The organism is Reyranella sp. (assembly GCF_965228225.1).
In the GTDB taxonomy this organism is placed as follows: Bacteria; Pseudomonadota; Alphaproteobacteria; order Reyranellales; family Reyranellaceae; genus Reyranella.
In genome coordinates this window covers 1,355,843-1,380,744 of sequence record NZ_OZ245801.1, presented here as the reverse complement: position 1 = coordinate 1,380,744, position 24,902 = coordinate 1,355,843, and the positions used below count along the sequence as shown (strand labels likewise).

The following is a 24,902-nucleotide window of genomic DNA, read 5'->3' as shown; positions in this document are numbered from 1 at the left end:
CGTTAAGTGGGGCTACGATCAAGATGGGTTGCGGCCGCAGGGTAGCAAGCGAAAAATGCAGCCGGAATCAAGGGCTGCCTTCCTTTCCTGCCATTTTCAGGTCGGACAATCCACTCAAGCTCCCGCGAGCCGGCGGCTTGCCGAAGGGAGAACAGGCACCCTGACAGCGTGAAATCCTGCCCCCGGCCCGATTTGCCACGCTCCGGCGTTCCGGAAAGTCGGGCCACCGCCCGCTCCAGACGCTCGCGCCGCGGCGGATGATCGCCGCCGCCCAGAGCCTGCACGACGCGACTGGCCAGCCTGCGACGAAGATCGAGGGGCAGGCGTTCGATGGCCGCGCGGTCTATCGCGATACTGCCATCCTCGCGGGCCTGGAACACTGCCACACCGGTACGGGCAGCCCGCCGCTCGTGGCCAGACCGCACACCATCTGCATCCGGCAGGCCGAGCGCAACCGTTCCCGCGCGGCGCAGGCGCGCCCGCTCGAAGCGCGGATCGCTGTTGGAGGGATCATCGATCCAGCCGATGCCTCGCGAGCCGAGCGTGGCGGCCAGGCGCGTACGTGGCACCGGCAGCAGCGGTCGCAGGAGACGAACCTCCGGCCATTCGACCAGAGCCGCCATGCCGGCGAGCCCGTCCGGCCCGCTTGCCCGCGCCGCCCGCATCGCGACCGTCTCAGCCTGGTCGTCTGCGTGGTGCGCGACGAGGAGGTGAAGGATGCCCCGCTCCCGGCAGGCGTCGCGCAGCAACCGGTAGCGGGCGGCGCGCGCGGCTTCCTGCAGGCCCGCCTGCGGCTTGTCTCCACTCCAACGCAGGACGAGGCTCTCGATTCCGCAGTTCTGCAGCACACCTGCCGTCGTCAGCGCTTCTTCCGCTGCCGCCGGTCGCAGGCCGTGATCGACGATCAGCGCGAGCATTCGGCCGCCCCGCGTGCCCGCCCATTCATGCGCCAGCAAGGCGAGGCTGAGAGAATCTCGACCGCCGGAAACGGCGACGCCGAGTTCGGGGCGTGTCTCGAAAGGTTCGAACGGCGCCATCAGGCGCGCGAAGGTCGCCCCGTCGACGGGTCGCGGCTCGACGGAATCGCTCACCCGCAGCCGTTCTTCTGCCGCTCCTGGTCGATCCGGCGCTTCTGCAGGTCGGTCGCCCGCGGATAGTCCTGGTTGAAGCGCGCGAACACCGCGCAGGCATCGGGCTTGCGGCCCAGTACGGACATGGTGATGCCGAGCTTCAGGAGGTTGTCGGGCCCCTTCGGGCTGGTCTTGTAGACCTTGTAGCCTTCGGCAAAGGCCGTGAGGGCGCTGTTGTAGTCGCGACGCGCGTAGTAGGTCTCGCCGAGCCAGTATTGCGCATTGCCGGCGAGCTTGTTCTGCGGGTTGCGCTGAATGAAGGTCTTGAAGCCTCGTTCGGCGGCGGCGTAGTCGCCCTCCTGCAGCTTCTTGATGGCCTCGTCGTAGAGCTGGTCCGCATTGACCGCCCCGGCTGCGGGCGCCGGCGTCGGTACCGCAGCCTGTGCCGCCGGCCGCGGCGCGGCGCCTCCGGGGCGACCGGCCCCGCCCTTCTCGAGCTGCTCGATGCGGTACTCGTAGTCGGCCTGCATCTTCTCCATCTGCTGCTGCAGCTTCGCATTGCGATTCTGCAGCTGCTCGAGCTGGCCCGTCAGGTTGGTGAGCGATTGCTGGAGCTGATTGAACCGGTCTTCGAGGTAGACCGCATCTCCCCCACGCTGCGCTACAGCCGCCGTGGGCAGGGCGAGGGCAATCAGGAGGACGAGCCGGGCGGGAAGGATCTTCATGGCCAACGCTTTGTTCACATCAAACGCGGCCATTTTCAGGCATGGCCGCCTCGCTTCCAAATGAAAACGCCGGTCGCATCACGACCGGCGTTTCCCGCATTCGCCTCGTGCGAGGCGATCCTACTCCAGGGCCGTCACGGCGCGGCGGTTGCGCGCCCACGCCGCTTCGTCGGAGCCGACCGGATCCGGACGTTCCTTGCCGTAGCTGACGGTCTTGAGGCGCGCGGCCGGGATGCCCTGCGCGATCAGGTACTGGCGCGCGGCGTTGGCGCGGCGCTCGCCGAGGGCCAGGTTGTACTCACGCGTGCCGCGCTCGTCGCAATGGCCTTCGATGGTGATCTGGTAGTTGCCGTACTTCTTCAGCCACTCGGCCTGGCGGTTCAGGGTCTGGCGGCCGTCCTCGCGCACGGTGGAGGAGTCGGTGTCGAAGAAGACGCGGTCGCCGACATTCTGCCGGAAGTCGCCAACCGATCCGGGTGTCACGGACGTGGTCGCAGCGGAAGCCGTCTGCGTGTCGTTGTTGCTGCTGCAGGCGGCGATGAGGAACATCGCCGCAAGGGCCGACAAAGCCTTGATCATGCTCATCTTTGGATCCACTCCCTGACGGAATCGACCCGGGCGAGGGCGCACGGGTCGACAAAAAAGATCATATATTTCGCTACTGCGGAATCAAGGGCGACCAGGCCGGATCCGACGCATCGGTCGGCGTCGGCACCTGCCGCTCGAAGCGGCCGGTGATGTCGATCTGATGCAGCGAGGCAGAACCGGCACGGCCGCCCGAGCTGGGCTGCTGGCGGAAGAACATCAGCACGCGACCGTTGGGCGCCCAGGTCGGACCTTCGACCAGGAAGCCGCTCGCCAGCATGCGCTCGCCGCTGCCATCCGAACGCATCACGCCGATGCCGAAGCCGCCCGAACCGATCTTGGTGAAGGCGATGAAGTCACCGCGCGGCGACCAGACCGGGGTGGCATAACGGCCGTCGCCGAAGCTGATGCGCCGCTCTCCGCCGCCGCCCGCGCTCATCACATAGAGCTGCTGTGCGCCGCCGCGGTCCGAGTTGAACACGATCTGCGAGCCGTCGGCCGAGAAGCATGGCGAGGTATCGATGGCCGGCGAGTTGGTCAGGCGGCGCAGCTGCCGGCCGCGCACGTCCATTTCATACAGGTTGGTACGGCCATTCTCGGCGATGCTCATGACCACCTTCGTGCCGTCCGGCGAGAAGCGCGGGGCGAAGCTCATGCCCGGAAAGTTGCCCAGGAGCTCGCGGCGGCCGCTGTCGACGTTCTGCAGGTACACCCGCGGCGGCCCGTTGTTCTCGCCGTACGCCATGTAGACGATTTCCTGCAGGGTCGGCGAAAACCGCGGCGTCAGCGCGATGGTCTTGCCATCGGTCAGGTAGCGGTTGTTGGCGCCATCCTGGTCCATGACGGCGATGCGCTTGGTCCGGTTGTTGCCGGGGCCGGTCTCGGACACATAGGCGATGCGGGTGTCGAAATAGCCCTCCTCGCCGGTCACGCGTTTGTAGATCGCGTCGGAGATGATGTGCGAAAGGCGACGCCAGTTGTTGGGCTGGCTGGTGAAGGACAGGCCCGTGGCCTGCTGGCTCGTGACCACGTCCCAGAGGCGGAAATCGACCTTTATGCTGCCGCCGACCGAGGTGACCTGGCCGACGACGAGACCCGCGGCGCCGACGCTGCGCCAGTCGGGAAAGCGCGGCGGCGTGGTCGCATCCACGTCCTTCTGGATGTAGGCGCTGGACGGGATCACCCGGAACAGGCCGGAATTCTGGAGGTTGTTGCGGATCACGCCCGCCATCTGGGCGCCCACCGCATCGCCCTTGAAATCGACGATCGCGATCGGCACCGGCTCGAAGCTCGGCCGCGTCATGTCGATGGTGAGCTGAGCGCGCGCGGAACTCGCGATGCCGGCGGTGGCGAGCGCCACACCGCCCAGCAGGGTCGTCCGTCGGGGAAGCATCATGTCGGACCTCTTCATTTGAAGGTTTCTGTTAAGGCGTCGGTCACTAATAGTCGCGTGGATCGAAATTGAACGTGATCGTTTTCCAGCTCGTGAACTTCTCCGGCGAGAGCGGCCACGGCTGACAACGCGGATTCATGATCGCGCGATGCGCCGCGTCGGCGGCGGCACGAAAGACCGGGTCGCTGTTGTAGCGTCCGGTGTCGCGCAGTTCGGCTTTCACCGGCGTGCCGTTCTGGTTCATCTCGACGGTCAGCGAAATGATCATAGCTTGGTCACGAGAGCCGCCCTGGGTGTTCCAGCAGGGCCGGATCTTCTGGCGCACGCCCTCGATCTCGCTCGCCGTGACGACGGCGGCGAGGTTCGGCGCGGCCGGCGCCTGGCGGGTGACCTGCTGCACCGGCTTGGGCGCCTGCTCCGGCGTCTGAATCTTCTGCTGCGACTGCTTGTTCTTCAGGATGTCGTCGATCATCGAATCGACGCTCTGCTTGGGCGGCGCGGGCTTGGGCGGTGGCGGCTTGGGCGGCTCGGGCTTCTTGGCCTCGGGCGTGGGCTTGGGCGGCTCCGGCGGCTTCTCGACCTTCGGCTTCTCCGGCTCCTTGGGCTTCAACGCCACGAGGTCCTCGACCGGCTTGGCGGCCTCTGTCTTGGGCTTCTCCTCCGGCTTGGGCGGTGCGGGCGGCTTGGGCGGCTCGGCGACCTCGGGCGGCTTCGGAGTCGGCGGCGACGGCGGCGGCTCGGCCGACTGCACGGGCGGCGCCTTCGTCGTCTCCTTGGCGATCGGCGCGTCCTTGGGCTGGGGTGGCAGAGTGGCCACGGTCGGCGCCCCCGCCTTCTTGTCGATCGCCTCGAACTCGACCATCACCGGCTCGGGTTCCATTGGCGGCGTGCGGCCGAAGAAGTCGAGATTGAGCACCGCCGCCCCCAGCACGAAGACGTGCACCATCGCCGACACGATGGCCGGTGTGCGCATCTCGACGCTGGCGGGATGGCGACGCACCATCTTCCTCTTCGTGCCGTTAGCTCAGCGCCGCGGAGCGGGCGCCGGGGGTTGCGACTGTGCCGGAGCCTGCGGCGCGCGTGGCGCGGTCTGGCCGGGCGCGGCCGGCGTGACGGTGCCGCGTCCCAGGGCCTGCGCCTGCTCGCCGAGCAGGCCGAGCTGACGGAAGCCGCTGTCGATCACGACGCCCATGACTTCCATCATCTTGCCGTAGTCGACGCTCTTGTCGCCGCGCATGAAGACCCGCTGGTCCGGCTTCTCCTCGTGCACGGCCTTCAGCTTCGCGCCGAGTTCGGCGATGTCGTACTTGGTCTCCCCGAGGAAGACCTCGCCCTGGGAGTTCACCGAGACGACCATCGGCTCGTCCTTGCCGCCGACTTGGCTGGCGCTGGTCTTCGGCAGGTCGACCGGGACGCCGACCTGGAGCAGCGGCGCGGTGACCATGAAGATGATGAGCAACACCAGCATGACGTCGACCAGCGGCGTCACGTTGATGTCGGCGATCGGCGTGTAGCTCCGTCGCTTGAACTTGCTGCCCGACGAGTTCGCGCCGGGCGCCGGTATGACGCCCGACATCAGACCTGTTCCTCGAGTTGACGCGACAGGATCGTGATGAACTCACCGGCGAACGCCTCGAGCTGCTGGGCGTATCGCGAGACCTGGCCCGACAGGATGTTGTAGGCGGCGGCCGCCGGAATGGCGGCGACCAGGCCGATCGCGGTCGCGAACAGCGCCTCGGAGATGCCGGGCGCCACCACCGCGAGCGACGTGTTCTTCGACTGCGCGATGTGGCTGAAGCTGTTCATGATGCCCCACACCGTGCCGAACAGTCCGACGAAGGTGGCGTTGGCGCCGACCGTGGCCAGGAAGCCCAGCCGCTTCTCGATGCCCTCCATCTCGCGCTGGATGGTGACACCCATCACCTGCTCGATGCGCTGGCGCAGCGCCGCGCGGGCCGTGGCGCTGGAGGCCAAGCCCTTGGAGACCGAGCGGCGCCATTCACGCATGGCGGCGGCGAAGATGCTAGACATCGGGTCGTCGGGCTTGGCGCCGACACGGTCGTAGAGGTCCTCGAGCGAGACGCCGGACCAGAACGTGTCCTCAAACGACTGGGCGCTGCGCTTCAGCGACCGCAGGCGGAGAATCTTCTCGAAGATGATCGCCCACGACCAGAACGACGCCAGCATGAGCAGGATCATGATGGCCTTCACGACCCAGTCGGCCTGCATGAACAGGCCGTATACGGACATGTCAATCGTCCCCGTGCCGCCGCCGAGGGGGGCTCCGGCGACCTGCGCTAGCGCGTCCATTTATGTTCTCCGTTGGTTCAAGAGGGTTGTATCCGAATATGGCGTGAGCGGGGCGATCCGCTCGCAGCTACCTGGGCCAGGGCAGTCCGCACGAGCGGCGGCAATCGGACAGGCCGACCGCCCTCGCCCATGTAGGCGACGACGAGTTCGGCTCGAACCAGGATCTCTTCATTGCGGCGCGCATGCTGAATCATGTCGAGCGACGCGCCGCGCAACTCACCGCAGCCGGTGACGATCTCGATCGTGTCGTCCAGCCGCGCCGGCTTGAGGTAGTCGATGGCACAGCGGCGCACCACCCAGTTGATGCCGCGTTCCTCGCGCAACGACGTATGCTGCTGCCCCAGGAGGCGGAGCAGTTCCGTACGGCCCCGCTCGAGGAAGCGCAGCCAGTTGGCGTAGTAGACGATGCCGGCGGCGTCGGTGTCCTCGTAGTAGACCCTCAGCGGCAGGACGTGGCTGCCGTCGTGGAGGCGGCCGGAGGTGGGCGCGTGGCTCACGCATCCTCCGCCGGGTCGTTCGCGGACAGCAGATCGAGCTGCTGCTTCTGCCCCGTGGGCATCGACAGACCGAGATGCCGGTACCCGCCCTCCGATAGCAGGCGGCCGCGCGGTGTGCGCATCAACAGGCCGAGCTGCATCAGATAGGGTTCGATCACGTCCTCGATGACGTCCCGCTGTTCTGCCAATGCGGCGGCAAGGGTCTCGGCACCCACCGGCCCGCCACCGTAGTTCTCGGCGATGCAGGCGAGGTAGCGGCGGTCCATGGCGTCGAGCCCTCGCCCGTCGACTTCCAGTCGCGTCAGCGCCGCATCGGCGACCCGGGCATCGACGCCGGCATCTCCGGCAACGGCCGCGAAGTCGCGGACCCGGCGCAGCAGGCGGTTGGCGACGCGCGGCGTTCCGCGTGACCTTTTGGCGATCTCGGCGCTGCCATCGGGCGCGAGCGTCATCTTGAGGACGCGGGCGGCGCGCTGCACGATCGTCTCGAGTTCGTCCGGCGTATAGAACACCATGCGCAGCGGGATGCCGAAGCGCTCGCGCAACGGGCGCGTCATGAGGCCGGAGCGCGTCGTGGCGCCGACCAGGGTGAAGGGCGGCAGCTCGATACGCACCGAACGCGCGGCCGGTCCCTCGCCGATCATCAGGTCGAGCTGGAAATCCTCCATTGCGGGATAGAGGACCTCCTCGATTGCAGGATTGAGACGGTGGATCTCGTCGATGAACAGCACATCGTGTGCCTGTAGATTCGTGAGCTGCGCGGCGAGGTCGCCCGCCTTCTGGATCACCGGCCCTGAGGTCGCACGGAAACCCACCCCCATCTCGCGCGCCACGATCTGCGCCATCGTCGTCTTGCCGAGCCCCGGCGGGCCGTGCAGCAGGACGTGATCCAGCGCCTCGCCCCGCCCCTTGGCGGCAGCGATGAAGATCTTGAGGTTCTCGCGGACCTGCTTCTGGCCGATGAAATCGTCGAGCGTCTGCGGGCGCAGCGCCAGTTCGGCAGCGTCTTCCTCGGAGCGCTTCGGCGTCACCAGACGGTCGGGAGCGGCATTCATCGCGCGAGATCCTGGAGGCCGGCACGGATCACGGCATCGAGCCCGGCCCCGTCACCGAGTCGCTGGGTCGCGCGCGCCACCGCACCGAAGGCCTCTACTCGCTTGTAGCCGAGATTGACCAGAGCGGAGACCGCATCCTCGTTGATCGATCCGGCCGGACTCGCCGCCTCGGCTGGCTTGCCGTCCTGGGCGGGCGCCGGCGCGATACCGAAGGCGGCCGCCTTGTCCTTCAGCTCGGTGACCAATCGCGCGGCCAGCTTGGGACCGACGCCGGGGGGGCGGCTCAGGGTCGACCGATCCTGGGCGGCGATCGCGCGGGCAATCTCGTCGGGCGACAGGGTCGACAGGATCGACAGCGCCACGCGGGCGCCGACGCCCTGCACGGTCGTCAGGATGCGGAACCAGTCGCGCTCCTTCGTTGCGAGGAAGCCGTAGAGCGCAATGGCGTCCTCGCGCACGATCGTCTCGACCAGCATGGTCGCCGGTCCGCCGACAGCCAGGTCGCGCAGGGTGCGCGCCGAGGCCGACACGAGATAGCCGACACCGCCCACGTCGATGACGGCGCTGTCGGTGTCGACGGAGTCGACCAGGCCCTTCAGCTTGGCGATCACAGCGCGGCCTCGATGCGTCGCGCCGTGGCGCGGTGATGGGCGTGGCAGATCGCGACCGCGAGCGCGTCGGCGGCGTCCTGCTTGGCCTCGACACCGGGCAGCAGCCGGCCAACCATCATGGCGATCTGGTTCTTGTCGGCATGACCGGTTCCAACGACCGACTTCTTCACGAGGTTGGTCGCGTACTCGTAGACCGACAGGCCGGCTCGCGCCGGCGCGAGCATGACGACGCCACGCGCCTGACCGAGCTTCAGGGTGGATCCTGGATTGACGTTCACGAAGGTCTCCTCGACCGCAGCCTCGGCGGGTCGCTGCGCTTCGAGAACCCGCACAACGCCTTCGAACAAATCCCTCAGCCGCTCCGCCAGCGTGCCCGTGGTCGCGACCTTGACGACACCGTGAGCCACATGGCGCAGCCGATTGCCCTCGACCTCGATCACACCCCAGCCGGTCAACCGCAGGCCGGGATCGAGGCCGATCAGTCTCATCGCACCCGGCTCAGGCCGCGAACTTCGCCAGAGCGTCGTCCGACACCTCGAAGTTGGCGTAGACGTTCTGCACGTCGTCGTTGTCTTCCAGGGCCGCGATGAGATCGAGCAGCGTCTGCACCGTCTCGCCCTCGACCGGCGCGCCAGTCTTGGGACGCCAGGTCAGCTTGGCCACGCTCGGCTGCCCCAGCGATTTCTCGAGCGCTTCCCGCACGACGTTGAAACTGTCCTGCGCACAGTAGATCTCATGAACCGCGCCCTCGCCCTCACCGCTGACCACGTCGTCGGCGCCCGCCTCGATCGCCTTTTCCAGCACCTCGTCGGCGCTGCCGACGGACAGCGGGAAACGGAATTCGCCCAGCCGGTCGAACATGAACGACACGCTGTTGGACTCACCCAGGTTGCCGCCATGCTTGGAGAAGCTCGAGCGGACCTCACCCGCAGTACGGTTGCGATTGTTCGTGAGGGCCTCGACGATGACAGCAACGCCGGCCGGGCCGTAGCCCTCGTAGCGCACCTCGTCGTAGTTGGCGTCCGCGTCGGGCCCCGAGCCGCGCTTGATCGCGCGATCGATCGTGTCGCGGGTCATGTTGGCGTCGCGCGCGGCGATCACGGCCGCCCGCAGACGCGGGTTGGACGCCGGGTCGGCGGCGCCCAGCCGGGCCGCGGTCGTGATTTCGCGGATCAGCTTGGTGAAGATCTTGGCCCGCACGGCGTCCTGACGCCCTTTGCGGTGCATGATGTTCTTGAATTGGGAATGCCCCGCCATCGCCAACAACCAGATTAAGTAACCGGAAGAGCCGCCTATACCACTTCTCGTGGGCTTTGGCAGGCTACTGAGGCCTCCTGAGGCCCTCAGAACAAAAAAAGGCGGGGGCCGAAGCCCCCGCTAAATAACGTCGGAACCTTGATTCCGACGCCCCCTCTAACCTGGAAGACAGTCGCCGATGCGGCGAAAAATCGTTTAACATCAAAAGGATGCCGCTTTTTCCCCAGCCCGTCAACGCCCCTCTTCGGCCACCGCTAATAGCTATGAGTTGGGCCGGACAGATACAAGATGCGGGAAGTCAGGCGGCCGGGGCGAGCCGCCCCCCGATACGGACCGGGCGGATGGATTTCGCGAGCCCGGTCCGGTCGTCGGTTTCCACCACCGCCGCGCACAAAGTCCCCTCCCCCTCGGCCGGCGACAGGCGCTCGCCCGGCATCTTGCGGACGAATCGCTGGATCGCGACCTCCTTCTTCATGCCGATCACGCTGTCGTAGTCGCCGCACATGCCGACGTCGGTCTGGTAGGCCGTGCCGCCGGGCAGCACCCAGCCGTCGGCCGTGGGGACATGGCTGTGGGTCCCCAGCACCGCCGAAACGCGGCCGTCGCAATAGTGACCGATCGACTGCTTCTCGCTGGTCGCTTCTCCATGGACGTCGACCAGGATCAACTGGGCACCGTGGCCTAGGGCGTACTTCGAAAGCTCGGCATCGAGGGCGCGGAAGGGATCGTCGAGCGCGTCCATGAACAGCCGGCACATGACGTTGATCACGACGACCTTCTGGCCGCGCAATGTCTGGAAGAGGTTGGCGCCCCATCCGGGCGTTCCGGGCGGGAAATTGATCGGCCGCAGCAGGCGCTTGTCCTGCGCGATGTAGGGGATGATCTCGCGCTGATCCCAGGCATGGTTGCCGGTGGTGATGCAGTCGACACCGGCTTCGTGCAGCTCGGCGCAGATCTTGGCCGTAATGCCGAAGCCGGCCGCTGCGTTCTCACCGTTGACCACGACGAAATCGAGCCCCAGCTCACGACGCAGCCGCGGGACCTCCTTGATGACCGCATCGCGGCCGGCGCGGCCAACGATGTCGCCGCAAAACATGATTTTCATGCGTCAGACAAAGGCGCAAGCGCGCCGGTCGGTCAACAGCCAATCGAGCCGCTGGTCGTCGGCGCCGTGCGGCACCTCCGGCACGAGCTGCAGGTCGAAGCCGACACCGACCGCCGTCACCTTGCGTCGTTTGCGCAGGTCTTCGAGCGTACGGTCGTAGAAGCCGCCGCCATATCCCAGCCGCCAGCCCTCGGCGTCGCAGGCCAGCAGCGGCACCAGCAGAACGTCCGGCTCGAGCGTCTCGCAGGCGGCCGGGGGCTGCAGCGTGCCGAACACGCCGGCTTCCAGCGGGTCGCCCGGACGCCATGCACGGAAGGATAGCCGTTGGCCGCGCCCCTGCACCACCGGCAGCGCCAACCGGCAGCCTTCCCCGTGCAGGTACGTCATCAGCGGCCGGATATCGACCTCGTCCTTGATCGGCCAGAATCCCGACACGACGCTCGGCAATTCGATCGGATGCTCGAGGCGGAAGCACTCGAGCAAGGCCGCGCCCGCGGCCCGGCGCTCACCCTCGCCGAGGACCTCCCGGCGGCCCAGCATGGTGGCGCGAAGCGCCCGTTTGCTCTCGATCAGGGTCATGCCGGCAAGGGAAACAAGTGGGGCGGCTCCACGATGGGCCGTGGCTCGTAGAACCTCCAAGGCCTGCGTAAGCAGGTGGGCGTCGTGTGGCCTAGACCAAGGTCAGAGCCAGGAACAACTCCCAGGAGTTCTTATTGGCCCCGGGGTTTTAAGCGGGCCGCGCGCCGCGCAGAATTCCGCCCCGCTCCCAATCTAGGCACTCGGGGCGGCGCTCGCAATGAGCAGCGGCGTTAAGTTTAGGCGGCGCCGCTGACTTTCTTCGACATTTTGTCGACGCGGGCAGTGATCAGTTCCTCGAGCGCGGTGGCCAGCGTGTCTGCACTGTCCGTCGCGGTCACACGGGCATTCTCCGCCGCGTTCGCGACGCCGCGCGCCTCGCGGCTTTCCTCGGCAAGCAGCAGCGAGGCGAACACCAGAAGCTTGAATTCAGGCGTACCCGGAAGCTGGCGGCGAAGTTCGCTCACCTTGCCGTCGACATAGGCGGCCAGTTCCTGGACACGCGCTTCCTCGCCTTCGCCACAAGCGAGTTCGTAGGTACGACCGGCGATCTGAACCGAAACCTGCGGCATTTTCCGCTTCTCCTGGTTTATTGCGCCTTGTTCGGCGTTTGAGGGGTTGTGCAGTTTGCCACGTCGCGTGCGGCGACGCACGCCCGTGCTGGGGAGAAAGCGGGTCCGTCAGGACTGGTCTGCAGCCAGCAGCGAACGGATGTATTCCATCGCCCGTTCGAGGCGGGCTTCGACCTCCGTCGCCACGCGTTTCAGCTCTTCATGTTCGCTTTCGACCTTGGCAAGCCGGGCGGCGAGGGCGTCGGAACGCTCCCGCTCGAGACGCAGACGTTCGTCGACCATCGATTCGAGCCGGCTCAGCGCGCTGTCGACTCGGTCCGTTACGCTGGCTGCCTTGGACATCGTTCCCCCGACAGCGAATCGCCGTTGGTCACCCGCCTGAATCTGCTCCATCCACCGAGATTAGGTGGTGTGCCTGTGAGCGGTCAACATCTTGCCCCTGTGGAGGGTAAAAGCCCGCAAGATGTTGGCTTTGCCCGTGTTTTTGCGCATTGACGGGCCAAAGGGTGGTCGTCATGTTGCGCGCCATCCGAAAAACCATACGGCACAAGCATAAAATGACCGACCAAACCGCTGCCCCGCGCGATATGGCGAACGCCATCAGGGCCTTGGCCATGGATGCCGTGCAGCTGGCGGATTCGGGGCATCCCGGCATGCCGATGGGCATGGCCGACGTGGCCACCGTCCTGTTCTCCAAATTCCTGAAGTTCGACGCTTCGGAGCCCAATTGGCCCGATCGCGACCGCTTCATCCTGTCGGCCGGTCACGGCTCGATGCTGCTCTACTCGCTGCTGCATCTCACCGGCTACGCCGACATGACCCTCGACGAGCTGAAGAAGTTCCGCCAGCTCGGTGCCCGCACCGCGGGCCATCCCGAATACGGCCATGCCAGCGGCATCGAGACGACCACCGGCCCGCTGGGTCAGGGCCTCGGCAATTCGGTGGGTTTCGCCCTCGCCGAGCGGATCCTCGCCGAGCGGTTCGGCCGCGACGTCGTCGACCACTATACCTACGTGATCGCCGGCGACGGCTGCCTGATGGAAGGCGTCGGCCAGGAAGCCATTACCCTCGCCGGCCATCTCGGCCTCGGCCGCCTGATCGTGTTGTTCGACGACAACGGTATCTCGATCGACGGCCCGACCTCGCTGTCGACCTCCGAAGATCACAAAAAGCGCTTCGCCGCCGCCGGCTGGCACGTGCTCGCCGTCGATGGGCACGATCCCGAGGCCGTCACGCGCGCCATCCGCAAGGCGCGCAATGTCACCGACAAGCCCTCGCTGATCGCCTGCAAGACCGTGATTGGCTACGGCGCACCGACGAAGGCCGGCACTGCCGCCACGCACGGCTCGCCGCTGGGCAAGGACGAGATCGCCGGCGCCCGCGCCAAGCTCGGCTGGACCCACGAACCGTTCGACATTCCCGAGGCGGTGTTCTCCGCCTGGCGCAAGATCGGCGCCCGCGGCAAGTCGGCCCGCCGCAAGTGGAACAAGAACCTCGCCGCCATGGCGCCCGAGGATCGCGCCGAGTTCGACCGCCGCCAGAAGGGCGACATCCCGCCCGCCGTCGGCGAGGCGATTGCCGCCTTCAAGACCAAGCTCGCAGCCGAGAAGCCGTCCTGGGCCACCCGCAAGTCAAGCCAGGAGGCGCTCGAGGTCATCAATCCGGTGCTGCCCGACACGGTCGGCGGCTCGGCCGACCTGACCGGCTCGAACAACACCAAGACCGCCACACTGAAGGGCGCCTCGCGCGCCGACACGGCCGGCCGCTACATCTATTACGGCATCCGTGAGCATGCGATGGCCGCCGCGATGAACGGCATGGCGCTGCACGGCGGCGTCATTCCCTACGGCGGCACCTTCATGGTGTTCACCGACTATTGCCGGCCGTCGATCCGCCTCTCCGCGCTGATGGGCGTGCGGGTCATCTATGTGATGACGCACGATTCGATCGGCCTCGGCGAAGACGGCCCGACCCACCAGCCGGTCGAGCACCTCCCAGCCCTGCGCGCCATTCCCAACCTGCAGGTCCTGCGTCCCGCCGACGCCATCGAGACGGCGGAATGCTGGCAGATCGCCCTGGAATCCAGGCACACGCCGAGCGTCCTCGCGCTCACCCGCCAGAACCTGCCGACCGTACGCGGCGCCGGTGACGAGAACCTGTGCGCCAAGGGCGCCTACATCCTCGCCGGCGAAGAGGCCGCCCCGATCCGCCTGATCGCGTCGGGCTCGGAAGTGCAGCTCGCCCTCGCCGCCCGCGATCTCCTCGCCAAGGATGGGCTCGCCGCCGCAGTCGTCTCAATGCCGTCGTGGGAGTTGTTCGCGGCGCAGGAAGACACATATCGCAGCAAGGTGATGGGCGGCGACGGCACGATCCGCGTGGCCTGCGAGGCGGCGACGGGCTTCGGCTGGGAACGGTGGCTCGGATCCAAGGGCGCTTTCGTTGGCATGAAGGGCTTCGGCGCTTCGGCCAAGGCCTCGGAACTCTACAAGCATTTCGGCATTACGGCCGAAGCGATCGCACTAGCGGCGCGCCGGTTGGCGCAATAACGGAGGGAAGAAGATGGCTGTTCGGGTTGCAATCAACGGCTTCGGCCGCATCGGCCGCAATGTGCTGCGCGCCATCATGGAGTCCGGCCGCAAGGACATCGAGGTCGTGGCGATCAACGATCTCGGCCCGGTCGAGACCAATGCCCACCTCTTCCGCTTCGACTCGGTGCACGGCCGCTTCAACGGCGAAGTGAAGGTCGCCGGCGATACGATCGACGTGGGCCGCGGCCCGATCAAGGTCACCGCCGAGCGCGATCCCTCCAAGCTGCCGCACAAAGCGCTGGGCGTCGAGATCGTGCTCGAGTGCACCGGTTTCTTCACCTCGAAGAAGGCTGCCTCGGCCCATCTCGAGGCCGGCGCCAAGCGCGTCCTGGTCTCGGCTCCCGCCGACGGCGCCGACCTGACGGTGGTCTACGGCGTGAACCACGACAAGCTCACCAAGGACCATGTCATCGTCTCCAACGCCTCGTGCACGACGAACTGCCTGGCCCCGGTCGCCAAGGTCCTGCACGACGCGGTCGGCATCGATCACGGCTTCATGACGACCATCCACGCCTACACCGGCGACCAGCCGACGCTCGACACGATGCACAAGGATCTCTACCGCGGCCGCGCCGCGGCGATGTCGATGATCCCGACCTCGACCGGCGCCGCCAAGGCCGTGGGCCTGGTGCTGCCCGAGCTGAACGGCAAGCTCGACGGCGTGTCGATTCGCGTGCCGACGCCGAACGTCTCGTGCATCGACTTCAAGTTCGTCGCCAAGCGCAAGACGGACAAGGAAGAGATCAACAAGGCCGTCAAGCTGGCTGCCGCCAATCAACTCAAGGGCATCCTGGGCTGGACCGACCAGCCGAACGTCTCGATCGACTTCAACCATGACCCGCACTCGTCGACCTTCCACATGGACCAGACCAAGGTCCTGGAAGGCACGCTGGTGCGCGTCATGAGCTGGTACGACAACGAGTGGGGCTTCTCGAACCGCATGGCCGACACCGCCGTCGCGATGGGCAAGCTCGGCTGATCCAGCCGCTCTGCGAAGAAACGACGGGCGCCCCACGGGGCGCCCGTTTTCTTTGCTGGGAGCTATGAATCTCGCCGCGCCTTGATGCCGCGAAAAGCCTCCTGGATGTCCACGGGTTCGTGCCGCGGCGGGCGCGCCGCCTGAAGGGTGACCAAGCCTGACAGGTGACCGAGCATGAGCTTCGCGGCCTTGTCTGCCCGGCCGCCCAGGATCGCGTCGGCGATCTCCCCATGGTCGTGCGGGCCCGCGCAGTTGGTGAGCTGGCGGGGCGCGGCGAGCGAGAAGTGCATCGTGGAACGCGTCAGCAGGCCGCGCAGCAGGCGCGTCAGCTCGTCGTTGCCGCACAGTTCGGCGAGCAGGACGTGGAACTCGCCCGACAGTTCGAACAGCCGGCCGCGATCGTCGCGGCGGGTGGCGGCCTTCTCCTCGGCGACATGCGCTTTCAGCCGCTTCGCCGCCGCTGTCGTATGGCCCTCGCTGAGGCGGCGCACGATCGCGGCCTCCAGCATCGAGCGCACGTCGTAGATCTGGCGCATCTCCCCGGTCGTGAGGGAAGGCACAAAAGTCCCTCGGTTGGGGATTGCGGTCAGCCATCCCTCGTGGACCAGCCGGTGCAGAGCCTTGCGCACGCGCTCGCGGCTGACGCCGAGCACGCGCGCGAGCGCCGGCTCCTGCAGCTTGGTGCCGGGAGAGAGCCGGCCCATGTGCATCGCCCGGCGAATCGCGCCGTACACCGCCTCGTCGGCGGCGACGTCGCCCTTTCTTGGCTTACGCGGCATCGATCTCCTCCACCGCGGCGACCAGCAGCCTGAGGCCCTGCGCGAAATCGCCGAGGTCCATCGCCTCGTCGGGATTGTGGCTGCCATGGTCGTTGCGGATGAAGATCATCGCCGTTGGCACGCCCATGATCCCGAACACCGCCGCGTCATGCCCGGCACCGCTCGCCATCGGCAATGCCTCGATATCCAGTTGCTTCGCCAGTCGTTCGAGCCGCGCGCGGTGCCCCCGGTCGATCGGACCGGGCTTGGCGTTGGTGAAGGCGCCGAGATCGATGGTGACGCCGCGGCGCGCGCCGATCTCCCCGGCAATCTCGCGCAGCCGCCGGTCGATGGCGAGCAGCACCTCGTTGTCCTCGCTGCGGATGTCCATCGAAAACCACAGTTCGCCCGGGATCTTGGTCATGGTGTGCACCGCTGTGTCGGTGTGGAACTGGCCGACGGTACAGACGAGATCGTTGCCCGCCGCCTCCTGCTCCAGCCAGAGTGCTTCCAGCCGTGACACGAACTCGACGCCGGCCATCACCGCGTCGTTGCGTGACAGACGCGGCTCGGCGCCGGCATGGCCGTAACGGCCGACGATATGCGGATCACGATAACGCAGGTTGCCACGGATACCCGTGACGATCCCGACCGGCAGGCCGCGCTGCACCAGCACCGGGCCCTGCTCGATATGGAGTTCGAGGAAGCAGGCGATGCGCGCGGGATCGAGTTGGCGCTCCCGGGCGCGGATTCGATCGGGCGCAAAGCCCGCCTCCTGCATGTGCTCGGCGAGCGTGCGGCCGGTGTCGGGACGCCGGCAGGCATCGAGCGCCCCGGGCTCCAGCAGGCCGAAGGCGGCACGGCTGCCGATATAGGGCGCGGGAAACCAGGACAGTTCCTCGGCACGCACGCCCATCACGGTGATGTCTCGCTTGGGCCGGCGGCCGGCGCGATGCCAGCGCGCCAACATCGCCATGCCCGCGACGACACCGGCAGCGCCGTCATAGTTGCCGCCCTCCGGCACCGAATCGAGATGCGAGCCCGTCATGATGGCGGGCAACGAGCGGTCCTGCCCCGGCAGGGTCAGGTAGAGGTTACCAGCGGCGTCGGTCCGCGCCTCCAGCCCCATCGTCTGGCAGATGCCTTGCATCAGGTCGTGCGCCATCTGCTCGCCCTCACCGTAGGACGCGCGGGTGACGCCGAGGCGGGCTTTGGAGTGCGTGCGCAGGTGCTCGAACCAGTGGCCCGCCAGGGCGGTTTCGGGATCGAGGTCGCGGTGGAGTTCGGTCATGGGCCTGCCGGCGGTTGGTAAAATTATGTGCACATAAAGCCAAGAAATGTGCACATCCTGTTGGAGGACGACATGCAAGGCGTGAGCCAGACGCGCGACCTGGTGGGCTACGGCGGAACGCCGCCGGCCTGGAAGCTGCCCGCCGGGGCCCGCCTCGCGATCTCGATGGTGGTCAATTTCGAGGAGGGCGCGGAGTTCGCCGTCAGCGACGGCGATCCGCAGGCCGAGAAGATTTCCGAGGTGGTGAGCGTGGTCCCGCCCGGACGCTGGGATCAGGGCAACGAGCAGATCTTCGCCTACGGCATGCGCGCCGGCATCTGGCGCATGCTGGCGGCGCTGGAGAAGCACGGGATGCCCGCAACCTTCTACATGTGCGGCCGCGCCGTCGAGCGCCTGCCGCAGCTTGCGAGACGCATCGTCGAGGCAGGCCACGAGGCCGCCTGCCATGGCTGGCTGTGGCGTCCCCACGCCGACTACACCGACCGCGAGAGCGAACGGAACGATCTCCGGCGCTGCATCGAGGTCACGAAAAGCGCGACGGGGCAGCGTCCTACGGGCTTTTTCTGCCGCGGCAGCGAAAGCCCCGAGACGCGCTCAATCCTGCGCGAGCTGGGCTTCGGCTACGCGAGCAACGGCTTCGACGACGACCTGCCCTATTGGGACCGGACCGACGCGCAGCACCCGCTTTTGGTACTGCCCTATGCACTCGACAGCAACGACATGAAGTTCTTCCATCCCAACGGCTTCGTCCGCGCTGACGAGATGGTGGACTATGTTCGCGACGCCATCGACGTGCTTCTGGAGGAAGGCGAGGCCGGCCACCCGAAGCTGCTGAGCATCGGCTGGCACCTGCGCATTGCGGGCCGCCCCGGCCGCTTCGCCGCCTTCAAGCGCGTGCTCGCACTGCTGGAATCCTACGGCGACAAAGTGTGGATCGCGCGGCGCGATGCCATCGCGCGATCGTGGCGGGAACAGTTCCCGGCATGAGTGCTCTGCCGATGGTTGGCATGCCCCTTGCGTTTGCAGCAGCAGGGAGGCGGAACAGTTGCAGCAAGCAGTGAAAGCCAACGCAGCGCGCACGCTGGACGTCGAGGATCTGAGCGTCCGCTACGGAACGTCGACGGCGGTCGACGGCGTGACGCTCGCCATCGAGCCCGGCGAGGTCGTGGCGCTGCTCGGGCCCTCGGGCTGCGGCAAGACCACCCTTCTCCGGGTCATCGCCGGCTTTGTGCGGCAGGCCACGGGCCGCGTGCGCGTCGACGGTGCCACCATCGACCATCTGCCGCCCAACCAGCGCAACATCGGTATCGTCTTCCAGAACTACGCCCTCTTTCCGCACATGACGGTGGCGGAGAACGTTGCCTACGGGCTGCGCGCCCGCGGCCTCAAGGGACCGGAGGTCGAGACCAGGGTTACGCGCTTCCTCGAGACCGTTCAGCTCGGCGGCTTCAAGGAGCGCCTGCCGCGCCAGCTGTCGGGAGGCCAGCAGCAGAGGGTAGCTCTCGCGCGTGCGCTGGCCATCGAGCCCTCGATCCTGCTGCTCGACGAGCCGTTCGCGGCACTCGATCGGAACCTGCGTCTCGACATGCAGATCGAGATCAAGCGTCTGCAGCGGACGCTCGGCCTCACCACCATCCTGGTGACGCACGACCAGGACGAGGCGATGAGCGTCGCCGACCGCATCGCCGTCATGAACAAGGGCAAGGTCGAGCAGTTCGGGACGCCGGTGGCAATCTACGACGAGCCGCAGACGCTGTTCGTGAACGGCTTCATCGGCACCACCAACCTGATGAACGGCAGGATCGACTCGCTTCAGAATGGCACGGCGACCCTTACGCTCGACGCCGGAGCCACCGTCAGCCTGCCCGCCCCCGCGGGGCTGGGCATCGGCGCGCCCGTGCTCATGTCGGTGCGGCCCGAGCAACTGGCGCTGTCCGCGGTTCCGGGTCCCAGTGCGTGGAAGATCGAGCCCGGACTGGCGCTCCCCATCGGTGCCCAACTCGTCCACGAGGCCCGGGCGACCGACGGAACCTTCCTCAAGATCATCGAGCCGCGGCACGCGGTCGGCGTCGACGCGGCCCGCACCTACTGCACCCTGGCCGCCGATGCGCGTCCCACACTGTTCCTGCGTTCCACCTGACAACAACGGAGATCCTTCCATGTTCAGCCGCAGACGCCTGCTCGCCGGTGCCACCGCCCTCGGCGGCGCCGCGTTCCTTCCCTCGCTCGCACACGCCAAGGGCAGCGTCGCCGCCGCCATCTATCCCGGCACCTGGGAGGAGGCGTTCCGCGCCATCGTGGCACCGGCGCTGAAGAAGAAGGACAGCATCGACCTCGAACTGCAGCCGCTCTTCGCCGTCGATCAGGTCGCCAAGGCCAAGGCCGCGCGCGGTGCGCCGCCGTTCGATGCCTTCGTGCTCGATCCGGGTCCGCGCATCACCGCGATCCAGGACGGCCTTTTCGACAAGCTCGACATCAAGAAGATCAGCAATGCCTCGAAGCTGCCGGCCGGGCTGGTCGACGAATGGGGCGTCGGCGTCAACGCGCAGGTCGTCGGCATCGCCTACAATCCGAAGAAGGTTCCCGCGCCCAAGGGTTGGAAGGACCTCTTCGTCGAGCCGTGGATCTCGCGCCTTGGACTGACAGGCTTCCAGACCACGTTCGGCACGGTGTCGCTGATCGAGATCGCCAAGGTGTTCGGCGGCTCGGAGACCAACATCGAGCCGGCGCTCGTCGAGCTGAAGAAGGTGCTGCCGAAGATCGCCGCGGTCGGCCAGCCGGCCGCCATGCCCAGCCTGTTCCAGCAAGGCCAGTGCGACGTGATGTACACCAACACCCAGACCGTCGCGACGCTCAAGGGTCGAGGCGTCGACATCGAGTTCGTGAAGCCCGAGACCGGCGCCATCACATTCCTCACGACCCTGCACATCGCCAAGGGCGCCGCGGACGTCGAGAACGCCTACAAGTACATCGACATCGTCGCCGGCAAGGAAGTGCAGGAAGCCCTCACCAAGCCGCCGTACAACTTCATCCCGGTGAACAAGGAAGTGCCGGTCCCCTCCTACCTGCCGATGAAGAGCCTCGACGAAATGTCGAGCTACATCCGGCACGACTGGGCCAAGATCAATCCGCTGCGCGCCGGCTGGATCGAGAAGTTCAACAAGGAAATGGCGAAGTGAGAAAGCTGGCGGAGTGGCAGCTCGCGCTGCCGCTCGCGCTGGCCTTTGCATCGATCTTCCTGGCGCCGCTCCTCATGCTGGTCGGCGTCAGCTTCTTCAATGACGACAAGATCAGCCAGCCGGGCTTCGGTCAGTGGGCCAAGTTTCTCGGCGATCCCTTCAGCTACAAGGTGATCGCCGACACGATGCTGCTCGGCCTCAAGACGGTATGCGCCACCATCCTGATTGGCTATCCGCTGGCGCTGATCTACCTCGACGCTTCGCCACGCCTGCAGAAGGTGCTGATCTTCATCATCGTCATGCCGCTGCTGCTGTCGGTGGTGGTGCGCACCTTCGCCTGGATCGTCGTGTTGGGCCGCGAAGGCGTGGTGAACACGCTACTGATGCAGCTCGGCCTAATATCCGAACCGTTGCGCCTGCTGCAGACCGAACTCGGTCTCGTGATCTCGCTGACCCAGATCGAGATGCCGCTGATGCTGCTGCCGCTGATCAGCGTGATGTCGCGGCTCGATCCCAACCTGCGCGACGCCTCCTCCGCCCTTGGCGCCTCGCGCTGGCGGACACTCTTCAAGGTGATCGTACCGCTCAGCATGCCCGGGCTGGTCGCCGGCTGCCTGCTGGTGTTCGCCAGCTCCACCACCGCCTTCATCTCGCAGACCGTGATCGGCGGCGTCCGCCTGATCTACCTGCCGCTCCTGATCTGGCAGCAGTCCCTGGTCGTCTTCAACTGGCCCTTCGCCGCCGTGGTTTCGCTCACCCTGCTCGTCTCTGTGCTGACGGTGGTGAGCGCGCTGTCCTATCTGGGCCGCCGCTCCGGAGGTTATGTCCATGGGTAGGCGCCGCAGCCTCGCCGACCTGTCCTACGGGCTCGTGATCGGCAGCCTGGCGGCGCTGGCGCTGCTGATCATCGTAGCGCCCGTCGTGATCGTGCTGACGACGTCCTTTACCGAGGGAAGGTCGCTGAAGTTCCCGCCGACCGGCTTCTCGCTGCAATGGTACGAGGCCCTGTTCGACGCTTCGAAGTCGCGGCAGATCCATCGAGCCGTCTACAACTCGCTCGAGGTGGCCGCCTGGTCGACCGGCTTCGGCATCCTGTTCGGCAGCATGGCGTCGCTCGGCCTGGCCCGTAACCGCCACAGGCTGGCGCGCGTCGCCGACGGGCTCTTCATGTCGCCGCTGGTCCTGCCCGGCCTGACCTTCGGCCTGGCGGCGCTGATGTACTTCACCCTGATCGGCTTCCGGCCGTCCATAAACCTGATCATCGCCGGCCACATGATCGTGACCGTCCCGTTCATCATTCGCACGACATCGGCCAGCATCTCCCAGCTCGACCCGGCGCTGAACGATTCCTCGCAGAGTCTGGGCGCGAGCTGGTTCTACACGATGCGCCGCGTGACCCTGCCGCTGATCGCGCCCGGCATCTTCGCCGGCGCGTTCCTGGCCTTCATGGCCTCGATCGACAACGTGCCGGTGTCGCTCTTCCTGTCGACGGCGCGCACCGACATGCTGCCGATCCGCATGTGGGGCATGATGGAATCGACGCTCGATCCGCGCATCGCCGCCGTATCGGGCGTGTTGATCACGGCCGCCTTCCTGTTGATGCTGATCATGGAATGGACGGTGGGACTGACCCGCCGCATGCGCGACTGACGAGGACCCGCCAATGGAACTGATTCCCCAGCCCCTCACCAAAGAAGCCTTCGCCCCGTTTGGCGACGTGATCGACGTGCCCGACGTCCCGGGCCGAACCTACTACGAGGAAGCACTCGGCAACCTGCGTTCGACCGCGCATGCGAGCCTCTCGGTCAGCCTGAAGGCCGAGACGCCGGACCGGCCGTTGCGCAGTGACTATCTGGAACGTCACGAGTTTTCCTCCCAGACCTTCGTTCCCCTCGATGTCGAGCGCTGGTTGATCGTCGTGGCCCCGCACGCCGCCGCGGGCGGTCCCGACGCGAGCGGCATGAAAGCCTTCATCGCCACCGGCCGGCAGGGCGTCACCTACCGGCCCGACACCTGGCATCACGGCCTCACGGTGCTCGACCGGCCGGGCCGCTTTGCCGTCTTCATGTGGCGCGACGGCGGCAAGGGCGACGAGGAGTTCGTGTCGGTGCCCCCCTTCACCATCTCCATTCCCTGATCCGGAGCCGAGACGATGCCCTACGAGGTCCGCCGCGATTTCATCGGCTACGGCGCCAACCCGCCCGATCCGAAATGGCCCGACGGCGCGCGCATCGCCGTGAACTTCGTCATGAACTACGAGGAGGGCTCCGAGCCCTCCATCCAGGACGGCGAAGGCCACACGGAAATCGGCCTCAGCGACGCGAGCCGGATGGGACAGTCGATCCAGGGGCGCGACCTGGCCGCCGAAGGCCTGTTCGAGTATGGCAGCCGGGTCGGCTTCTGGCGGCTCATGCGCCTCTTCCAGGAGCGTGGCCTGCCGATGACCATCTTCGGCTGCGGGTTGGCGATGGAGCGGAATCCCGAAGCTTCGGCCGCGATCGCGAAGTCGGGCTTCGACGTCTGCTCGCATGGCTGGCGCTGGATCAAGCACTACGAGCTCGACGAGGCGACCGAGCGCGATCACATCCGCAAGGCGATCGCGGCCATTGAGAAGATGACCGGCGAGCGGCCGCTCGGCTGGTACTGCCGTTATGGCCCGGGCGTGAACACGCGGCGCCTCGTCGTCGAGGAAGGCGGTTTCCTTTACGACAGCGACTATTACGGCGAGGAGCTTCCCTTCTGGTTGACCGTCGACGGCAAGCCGCAGCTCGTCGTGCCCTATTCCATCACCAACAATGACGGGCAGTTCGCAGCGTCCATCGGCACGTCGGACCAGTGGTTCTCCTTCGTTCGCGATGCCTTCGACATGCTCTACCGCGAGGGCGCGACGCAGCCGAAGATGATGTCGATCGGCCTGCACATGCGCCTGATCGGCCATCCCGCGCGCGCCGTCGGCCTGCAGCGCCTGCTCGACCACATCCAGAAGCACGAAGGCGTCTGGGTGACCCGCCGCCTCGACATTGCCCGTCATTGGATCAACACCCATCCCTATCCGGGCAAGGGCCTGAATGAGTAGCACCGTGTATTGTGGCGGCGATGGACCACCCGGTGATCCTGGTACGCGACTGGAAGCAGACCGAGACTGCGCTGCTGGCGGCGCGCGCCTCGGGCACGGCGCCGGTCCTGCTGACGCCTGAGGATGCCGCCTCGTTCTATGGCGCGGGATATCTCGGCGCCCTGCAGGAGCGCGCGCGTGAAGAGTTCCCGGACGTGGCCTTCACGCTGATCGTCGATTGCGGCGACGCGCCGGGCTATGCGCTGGCCTGTCTGCGCGCCGGGGTACGCACGCTCTCGATGCGCACCTGGAACGACAAGATTGCCGACATCGCCCGTCAGATGGGCGCCGAACTGGTGAGGAGACCTGCATGAGTTGGGAACCGACACGCGATCTCGTGGGCTACGGCGCCAATCCGCCCGATCCGAAATGGCCCGGCGGCGCGCGCCTCGCGATCAACTTCGTCGTGAACTTCGAGGAAGGCTCCGAGCCGTCGGTCCAGGACGGTGAAGGCTACACCGAAACGGGCCTCACCGAATCGAGCACCTCCTCGCAGGGCCTGAAGGGCCGGGATCTCGCCGGAGAAGGCATGTTCGAATATGGCAGCCGGGTCGGCTTCTGGCGCATCCATCGCGCCTTCCAGGAGCGCGGAATGCCGCTCACCGTGTTCGGCTGCGCGCTGGCACTGGAGCGCAATCTGCCGGCCGCGGAGGCGATCCGGGCCGCCGGCTGGGACGTCTGCTGCCATGGCTGGCGCTGGGTGCGCCACTTCCAGCTCTCCGAAGCCGAGGAACGCGAGCACATTCAGAAAGCCATCAAGTCTCTGGAACAGACCGTCGGCGAGCGGCCGGCCGGCTGGTACTGCCGCTATGGCCCCAGCGTGAACACGCGCCGCCTGCTGATCGAGGAAGGCGGCTTCACCTACGACAGCGACTATTACGGCGAGGAGCTGCCCTTCTGGCAGACAGTCGAGGGCAAGCCGCACCTCATCGTCCCCTATTCGCTGACCAACAATGACGGCAAGTACGCCGCCGGCATGGTCCATTCGGACCAGTGGTTCGGCCTGGTGAAGGACGCTTTCGACGTCCTCTACAAGGAGGGCTCGACGCAGCCCAAGATGATGTCGGTCGGCCTGCACCAGCGCCTGATCGGCCACCCCGCGCGCATGGCAGGCCTCTGGCGCTTCCTCGACTATGTCCAGAAGCACGAGGGCGTCTGGGTCACCAAGCGCCTGGACATCGCCAAGCACTGGATCGCGACTCATCCCTATCCCGGCAAAGGGCTGAACGAATAGCC

29 protein-coding genes are annotated in these 24,902 nt (G+C 66.8%); 11 read left to right on the top strand and 18 right to left on the bottom strand.

Going from position 1 to position 24,902, the window contains the following annotated elements:
- Window positions 1–2: 2 nt before the first annotated feature.
- The 16 genes from tilS to ACO07K_RS06590 all read right to left on the bottom strand — a co-directional run bounded on the left by tilS (window position 3) and on the right by ACO07K_RS06590 (window position 12,098).
- On the bottom strand, window positions 3–1,091 hold the full coding sequence (tilS, locus tag ACO07K_RS06665) for a tRNA lysidine(34) synthetase TilS (RefSeq protein WP_422035119.1): 1,089 nt from the start codon (window positions 1,089–1,091) through the stop codon (window positions 3–5).
- A complete protein-coding gene (ybgF, locus tag ACO07K_RS06660) occupies window positions 1,088–1,795 on the bottom strand; it encodes a tol-pal system protein YbgF (RefSeq protein ID WP_422035118.1) in 708 nt (235 codons plus the stop codon). Before ybgF ends, tilS begins: the two co-directional genes overlap by 4 nt.
- 120 nt (window positions 1,796–1,915) lie before the next feature.
- A complete protein-coding gene (gene pal, locus ACO07K_RS06655; RefSeq protein WP_324504906.1) occupies window positions 1,916–2,380 on the bottom strand; it encodes a peptidoglycan-associated lipoprotein Pal in 465 nt (154 codons plus the stop codon).
- A 73-nt stretch (window positions 2,381–2,453) separates the two neighbouring features.
- Window positions 2,454–3,776, bottom strand: coding sequence for a Tol-Pal system beta propeller repeat protein TolB (tolB, locus tag ACO07K_RS06650; protein WP_422035117.1), 1,323 nt, complete (start codon window positions 3,774–3,776; stop codon window positions 2,454–2,456).
- A 43-nt stretch (window positions 3,777–3,819) separates the two neighbouring features.
- Window positions 3,820–4,776, bottom strand: coding sequence for a hypothetical protein (locus tag ACO07K_RS06645; RefSeq protein WP_422035116.1), 957 nt, complete (start codon window positions 4,774–4,776; stop codon window positions 3,820–3,822).
- Between the two features lie 21 nt (window positions 4,777–4,797).
- Window positions 4,798–5,349, bottom strand: coding sequence for a protein TolR (tolR, locus tag ACO07K_RS06640; protein WP_422035115.1), 552 nt, complete (start codon window positions 5,347–5,349; stop codon window positions 4,798–4,800).
- Window positions 5,349–6,023, bottom strand: coding sequence for a protein TolQ (gene tolQ / locus ACO07K_RS06635; protein ID WP_422035114.1), 675 nt, complete (start codon window positions 6,021–6,023; stop codon window positions 5,349–5,351). The genes tolR and tolQ overlap by 1 nt, the downstream gene beginning before the upstream one ends.
- 77 nt (window positions 6,024–6,100) lie before the next feature.
- A complete protein-coding gene (gene ybgC / locus ACO07K_RS06630) occupies window positions 6,101–6,580 on the bottom strand; it encodes a tol-pal system-associated acyl-CoA thioesterase (RefSeq protein WP_422035113.1) in 480 nt (159 codons plus the stop codon).
- Window positions 6,577–7,635 carry a Holliday junction branch migration DNA helicase RuvB gene (gene ruvB / locus ACO07K_RS06625; protein ID WP_422035112.1) on the bottom strand — a complete coding sequence of 353 codons (1,059 nt, stop codon included), beginning with the start codon at window positions 7,633–7,635 and terminating at the stop codon, window positions 6,577–6,579. The genes ybgC and ruvB overlap by 4 nt, the downstream gene beginning before the upstream one ends.
- Window positions 7,632–8,246: a Holliday junction branch migration protein RuvA gene (gene ruvA / locus ACO07K_RS06620; RefSeq protein WP_422035111.1), complete on the bottom strand. Its 615-nt coding sequence runs from the start codon at window positions 8,244–8,246 to the stop codon at window positions 7,632–7,634. Before ruvA ends, ruvB begins: the two co-directional genes overlap by 4 nt.
- Window positions 8,243–8,734, bottom strand: a complete 492-nt coding sequence (ruvC, locus tag ACO07K_RS06615) for a crossover junction endodeoxyribonuclease RuvC (RefSeq protein WP_422035109.1) — start codon at window positions 8,732–8,734, stop codon at window positions 8,243–8,245. The genes ruvA and ruvC overlap by 4 nt, the downstream gene beginning before the upstream one ends.
- A 10-nt stretch (window positions 8,735–8,744) precedes the next feature.
- On the bottom strand, window positions 8,745–9,503 hold the full coding sequence (locus tag ACO07K_RS06610; RefSeq protein ID WP_422035108.1) for a YebC/PmpR family DNA-binding transcriptional regulator: 759 nt from the start codon (window positions 9,501–9,503) through the stop codon (window positions 8,745–8,747).
- Window positions 9,504–9,801: 298 nt separating this feature from the next.
- Window positions 9,802–10,608, bottom strand: a complete 807-nt coding sequence (locus tag ACO07K_RS06605; protein WP_422035107.1) for a TIGR00282 family metallophosphoesterase — start codon at window positions 10,606–10,608, stop codon at window positions 9,802–9,804.
- A 3-nt stretch (window positions 10,609–10,611) separates the two neighbouring features.
- Window positions 10,612–11,187, bottom strand: coding sequence for a 5-formyltetrahydrofolate cyclo-ligase (locus ACO07K_RS06600; protein ID WP_422035105.1), 576 nt, complete (start codon window positions 11,185–11,187; stop codon window positions 10,612–10,614).
- Between the two features lie 236 nt (window positions 11,188–11,423).
- Entirely contained in the window at window positions 11,424–11,756 is a 333-nt protein-coding gene (locus ACO07K_RS06595; RefSeq protein WP_422035104.1) for a cell division protein ZapA, read from the bottom strand.
- A gap of 108 nt (window positions 11,757–11,864) precedes the next feature.
- Window positions 11,865–12,098 (bottom strand): hypothetical protein, encoded by a 234-nt coding sequence (locus ACO07K_RS06590; protein WP_422035103.1) that lies wholly within the window; start codon window positions 12,096–12,098, stop codon window positions 11,865–11,867.
- A 215-nt stretch (window positions 12,099–12,313) separates the two neighbouring features.
- Between ACO07K_RS06590 and tkt the strand changes: the two genes are divergently transcribed.
- On the top strand, window positions 12,314–14,302 hold the full coding sequence (tkt, locus tag ACO07K_RS06585) for a transketolase (protein ID WP_422035102.1): 1,989 nt from the start codon (window positions 12,314–12,316) through the stop codon (window positions 14,300–14,302).
- Window positions 14,303–14,315: 13 nt separating this feature from the next.
- Window positions 14,316–15,323, top strand: a complete 1,008-nt coding sequence (gene gap / locus ACO07K_RS06580) for a type I glyceraldehyde-3-phosphate dehydrogenase (protein ID WP_422035101.1) — start codon at window positions 14,316–14,318, stop codon at window positions 15,321–15,323.
- 62 nt (window positions 15,324–15,385) lie between these two features.
- Here the strand turns inward: gap and ACO07K_RS06575 are convergent, their stop codons facing one another.
- Both ACO07K_RS06575 and ACO07K_RS06570 read right to left on the bottom strand, forming a co-directional pair.
- Window positions 15,386–16,102, bottom strand: a complete 717-nt coding sequence (locus ACO07K_RS06575) for a GntR family transcriptional regulator (RefSeq protein WP_422035100.1) — start codon at window positions 16,100–16,102, stop codon at window positions 15,386–15,388.
- Window positions 16,092–17,372, bottom strand: a complete 1,281-nt coding sequence (locus ACO07K_RS06570; RefSeq protein WP_422035099.1) for a Zn-dependent hydrolase — start codon at window positions 17,370–17,372, stop codon at window positions 16,092–16,094. The genes ACO07K_RS06575 and ACO07K_RS06570 overlap by 11 nt, the downstream gene beginning before the upstream one ends.
- A 72-nt stretch (window positions 17,373–17,444) precedes the next feature.
- Between ACO07K_RS06570 and ACO07K_RS06565 the strand changes: the two genes are divergently transcribed.
- The 9 genes from ACO07K_RS06565 to ACO07K_RS06525 all read left to right on the top strand — a co-directional run bounded on the left by ACO07K_RS06565 (window position 17,445) and on the right by ACO07K_RS06525 (window position 24,900).
- A complete protein-coding gene (locus ACO07K_RS06565) occupies window positions 17,445–18,359 on the top strand; it encodes a polysaccharide deacetylase family protein (protein ID WP_422035098.1) in 915 nt (304 codons plus the stop codon).
- A gap of 70 nt (window positions 18,360–18,429) precedes the next feature.
- Window positions 18,430–19,512, top strand: a complete 1,083-nt coding sequence (locus tag ACO07K_RS06560; protein WP_422035097.1) for an ABC transporter ATP-binding protein — start codon at window positions 18,430–18,432, stop codon at window positions 19,510–19,512.
- A gap of 19 nt (window positions 19,513–19,531) precedes the next feature.
- A complete protein-coding gene (locus ACO07K_RS06555) occupies window positions 19,532–20,551 on the top strand; it encodes an extracellular solute-binding protein (protein ID WP_422035096.1) in 1,020 nt (339 codons plus the stop codon).
- Complete coding sequence (locus ACO07K_RS06550) at window positions 20,548–21,387, top strand: ABC transporter permease (protein ID WP_422035095.1); 840 nt, start codon at window positions 20,548–20,550, stop codon at window positions 21,385–21,387. The genes ACO07K_RS06555 and ACO07K_RS06550 overlap by 4 nt, the downstream gene beginning before the upstream one ends.
- On the top strand, window positions 21,374–22,201 hold the full coding sequence (locus ACO07K_RS06545; protein ID WP_422035094.1) for an ABC transporter permease: 828 nt from the start codon (window positions 21,374–21,376) through the stop codon (window positions 22,199–22,201). The genes ACO07K_RS06550 and ACO07K_RS06545 overlap by 14 nt, the downstream gene beginning before the upstream one ends.
- Window positions 22,202–22,214: 13 nt before the next feature.
- The gene (locus ACO07K_RS06540; RefSeq protein ID WP_422035093.1) at window positions 22,215–22,688 is read left to right on the top strand and encodes an ureidoglycolate lyase; all 474 of its coding nucleotides are present in this window, start codon (window positions 22,215–22,217) and stop codon (window positions 22,686–22,688) included.
- A gap of 15 nt (window positions 22,689–22,703) precedes the next feature.
- Window positions 22,704–23,627, top strand: a complete 924-nt coding sequence (locus tag ACO07K_RS06535; RefSeq protein ID WP_422035092.1) for a polysaccharide deacetylase family protein — start codon at window positions 22,704–22,706, stop codon at window positions 23,625–23,627.
- Window positions 23,628–23,647: 20 nt separating this feature from the next.
- Entirely contained in the window at window positions 23,648–23,980 is a 333-nt protein-coding gene (locus tag ACO07K_RS06530; RefSeq protein WP_422035091.1) for a hypothetical protein, read from the top strand.
- Window positions 23,977–24,900, top strand: coding sequence for an allantoinase PuuE (locus ACO07K_RS06525; protein ID WP_422035090.1), 924 nt, complete (start codon window positions 23,977–23,979; stop codon window positions 24,898–24,900). The genes ACO07K_RS06530 and ACO07K_RS06525 overlap by 4 nt, the downstream gene beginning before the upstream one ends.
- Window positions 24,901–24,902: the final 2 nt, after the last annotated feature.

Excerpts from the sequence above, each read along its gene's own strand:
- ybgF (WP_422035118.1), bottom strand. The coding sequence starts at position 1,795 with ATGAAGATCCTTCCCGCCCGGCTCGTCCTCCTGATTGCCCTCGCCCTG.
- pal (WP_324504906.1), bottom strand. The coding sequence starts at position 2,380 with ATGAGCATGATCAAGGCTTTGTCGGCCCTTGCGGCGATGTTCCTCATC.
- tolB (WP_422035117.1), bottom strand. The coding sequence starts at position 3,776 with ATGATGCTTCCCCGACGGACGACCCTGCTGGGCGGTGTGGCGCTCGCC.
- ACO07K_RS06645 (WP_422035116.1), bottom strand. The coding sequence starts at position 4,776 with ATGGTGCGTCGCCATCCCGCCAGCGTCGAGATGCGCACACCGGCCATC.
- tolR (WP_422035115.1), bottom strand. The coding sequence starts at position 5,349 with ATGTCGGGCGTCATACCGGCGCCCGGCGCGAACTCGTCGGGCAGCAAG.
- tolQ (WP_422035114.1), bottom strand. The coding sequence starts at position 6,023 with ATGTCCGTATACGGCCTGTTCATGCAGGCCGACTGGGTCGTGAAGGCC.
- ruvB (WP_422035112.1), bottom strand. The coding sequence starts at position 7,635 with ATGAATGCCGCTCCCGACCGTCTGGTGACGCCGAAGCGCTCCGAGGAA.
- ruvC (WP_422035109.1), bottom strand. The coding sequence starts at position 8,734 with ATGAGACTGATCGGCCTCGATCCCGGCCTGCGGTTGACCGGCTGGGGT.
- ACO07K_RS06610 (WP_422035108.1), bottom strand. The coding sequence starts at position 9,503 with ATGGCGGGGCATTCCCAATTCAAGAACATCATGCACCGCAAAGGGCGT.
- ACO07K_RS06605 (WP_422035107.1), bottom strand. The coding sequence starts at position 10,608 with ATGAAAATCATGTTTTGCGGCGACATCGTTGGCCGCGCCGGCCGCGAT.
- ACO07K_RS06600 (WP_422035105.1), bottom strand. The coding sequence starts at position 11,187 with ATGACCCTGATCGAGAGCAAACGGGCGCTTCGCGCCACCATGCTGGGC.
- ACO07K_RS06595 (WP_422035104.1), bottom strand. The coding sequence starts at position 11,756 with ATGCCGCAGGTTTCGGTTCAGATCGCCGGTCGTACCTACGAACTCGCT.
- ACO07K_RS06590 (WP_422035103.1), bottom strand. The coding sequence starts at position 12,098 with ATGTCCAAGGCAGCCAGCGTAACGGACCGAGTCGACAGCGCGCTGAGC.
- tkt (WP_422035102.1), top strand. The coding sequence starts at position 12,314 with ATGACCGACCAAACCGCTGCCCCGCGCGATATGGCGAACGCCATCAGG.
- gap (WP_422035101.1), top strand. The coding sequence starts at position 14,316 with ATGGCTGTTCGGGTTGCAATCAACGGCTTCGGCCGCATCGGCCGCAAT.
- ACO07K_RS06575 (WP_422035100.1), bottom strand. The coding sequence starts at position 16,102 with ATGCCGCGTAAGCCAAGAAAGGGCGACGTCGCCGCCGACGAGGCGGTG.
- ACO07K_RS06570 (WP_422035099.1), bottom strand. The coding sequence starts at position 17,372 with ATGACCGAACTCCACCGCGACCTCGATCCCGAAACCGCCCTGGCGGGC.
- ACO07K_RS06565 (WP_422035098.1), top strand. The coding sequence starts at position 17,445 with ATGCAAGGCGTGAGCCAGACGCGCGACCTGGTGGGCTACGGCGGAACG.
- ACO07K_RS06555 (WP_422035096.1), top strand. The coding sequence starts at position 19,532 with ATGTTCAGCCGCAGACGCCTGCTCGCCGGTGCCACCGCCCTCGGCGGC.
- ACO07K_RS06545 (WP_422035094.1), top strand. The coding sequence starts at position 21,374 with ATGTCCATGGGTAGGCGCCGCAGCCTCGCCGACCTGTCCTACGGGCTC.
- ACO07K_RS06540 (WP_422035093.1), top strand. The coding sequence starts at position 22,215 with ATGGAACTGATTCCCCAGCCCCTCACCAAAGAAGCCTTCGCCCCGTTT.
- ACO07K_RS06535 (WP_422035092.1), top strand. The coding sequence starts at position 22,704 with ATGCCCTACGAGGTCCGCCGCGATTTCATCGGCTACGGCGCCAACCCG.
- ACO07K_RS06530 (WP_422035091.1), top strand. The coding sequence starts at position 23,648 with ATGGACCACCCGGTGATCCTGGTACGCGACTGGAAGCAGACCGAGACT.
- ACO07K_RS06525 (WP_422035090.1), top strand. The coding sequence starts at position 23,977 with ATGAGTTGGGAACCGACACGCGATCTCGTGGGCTACGGCGCCAATCCG.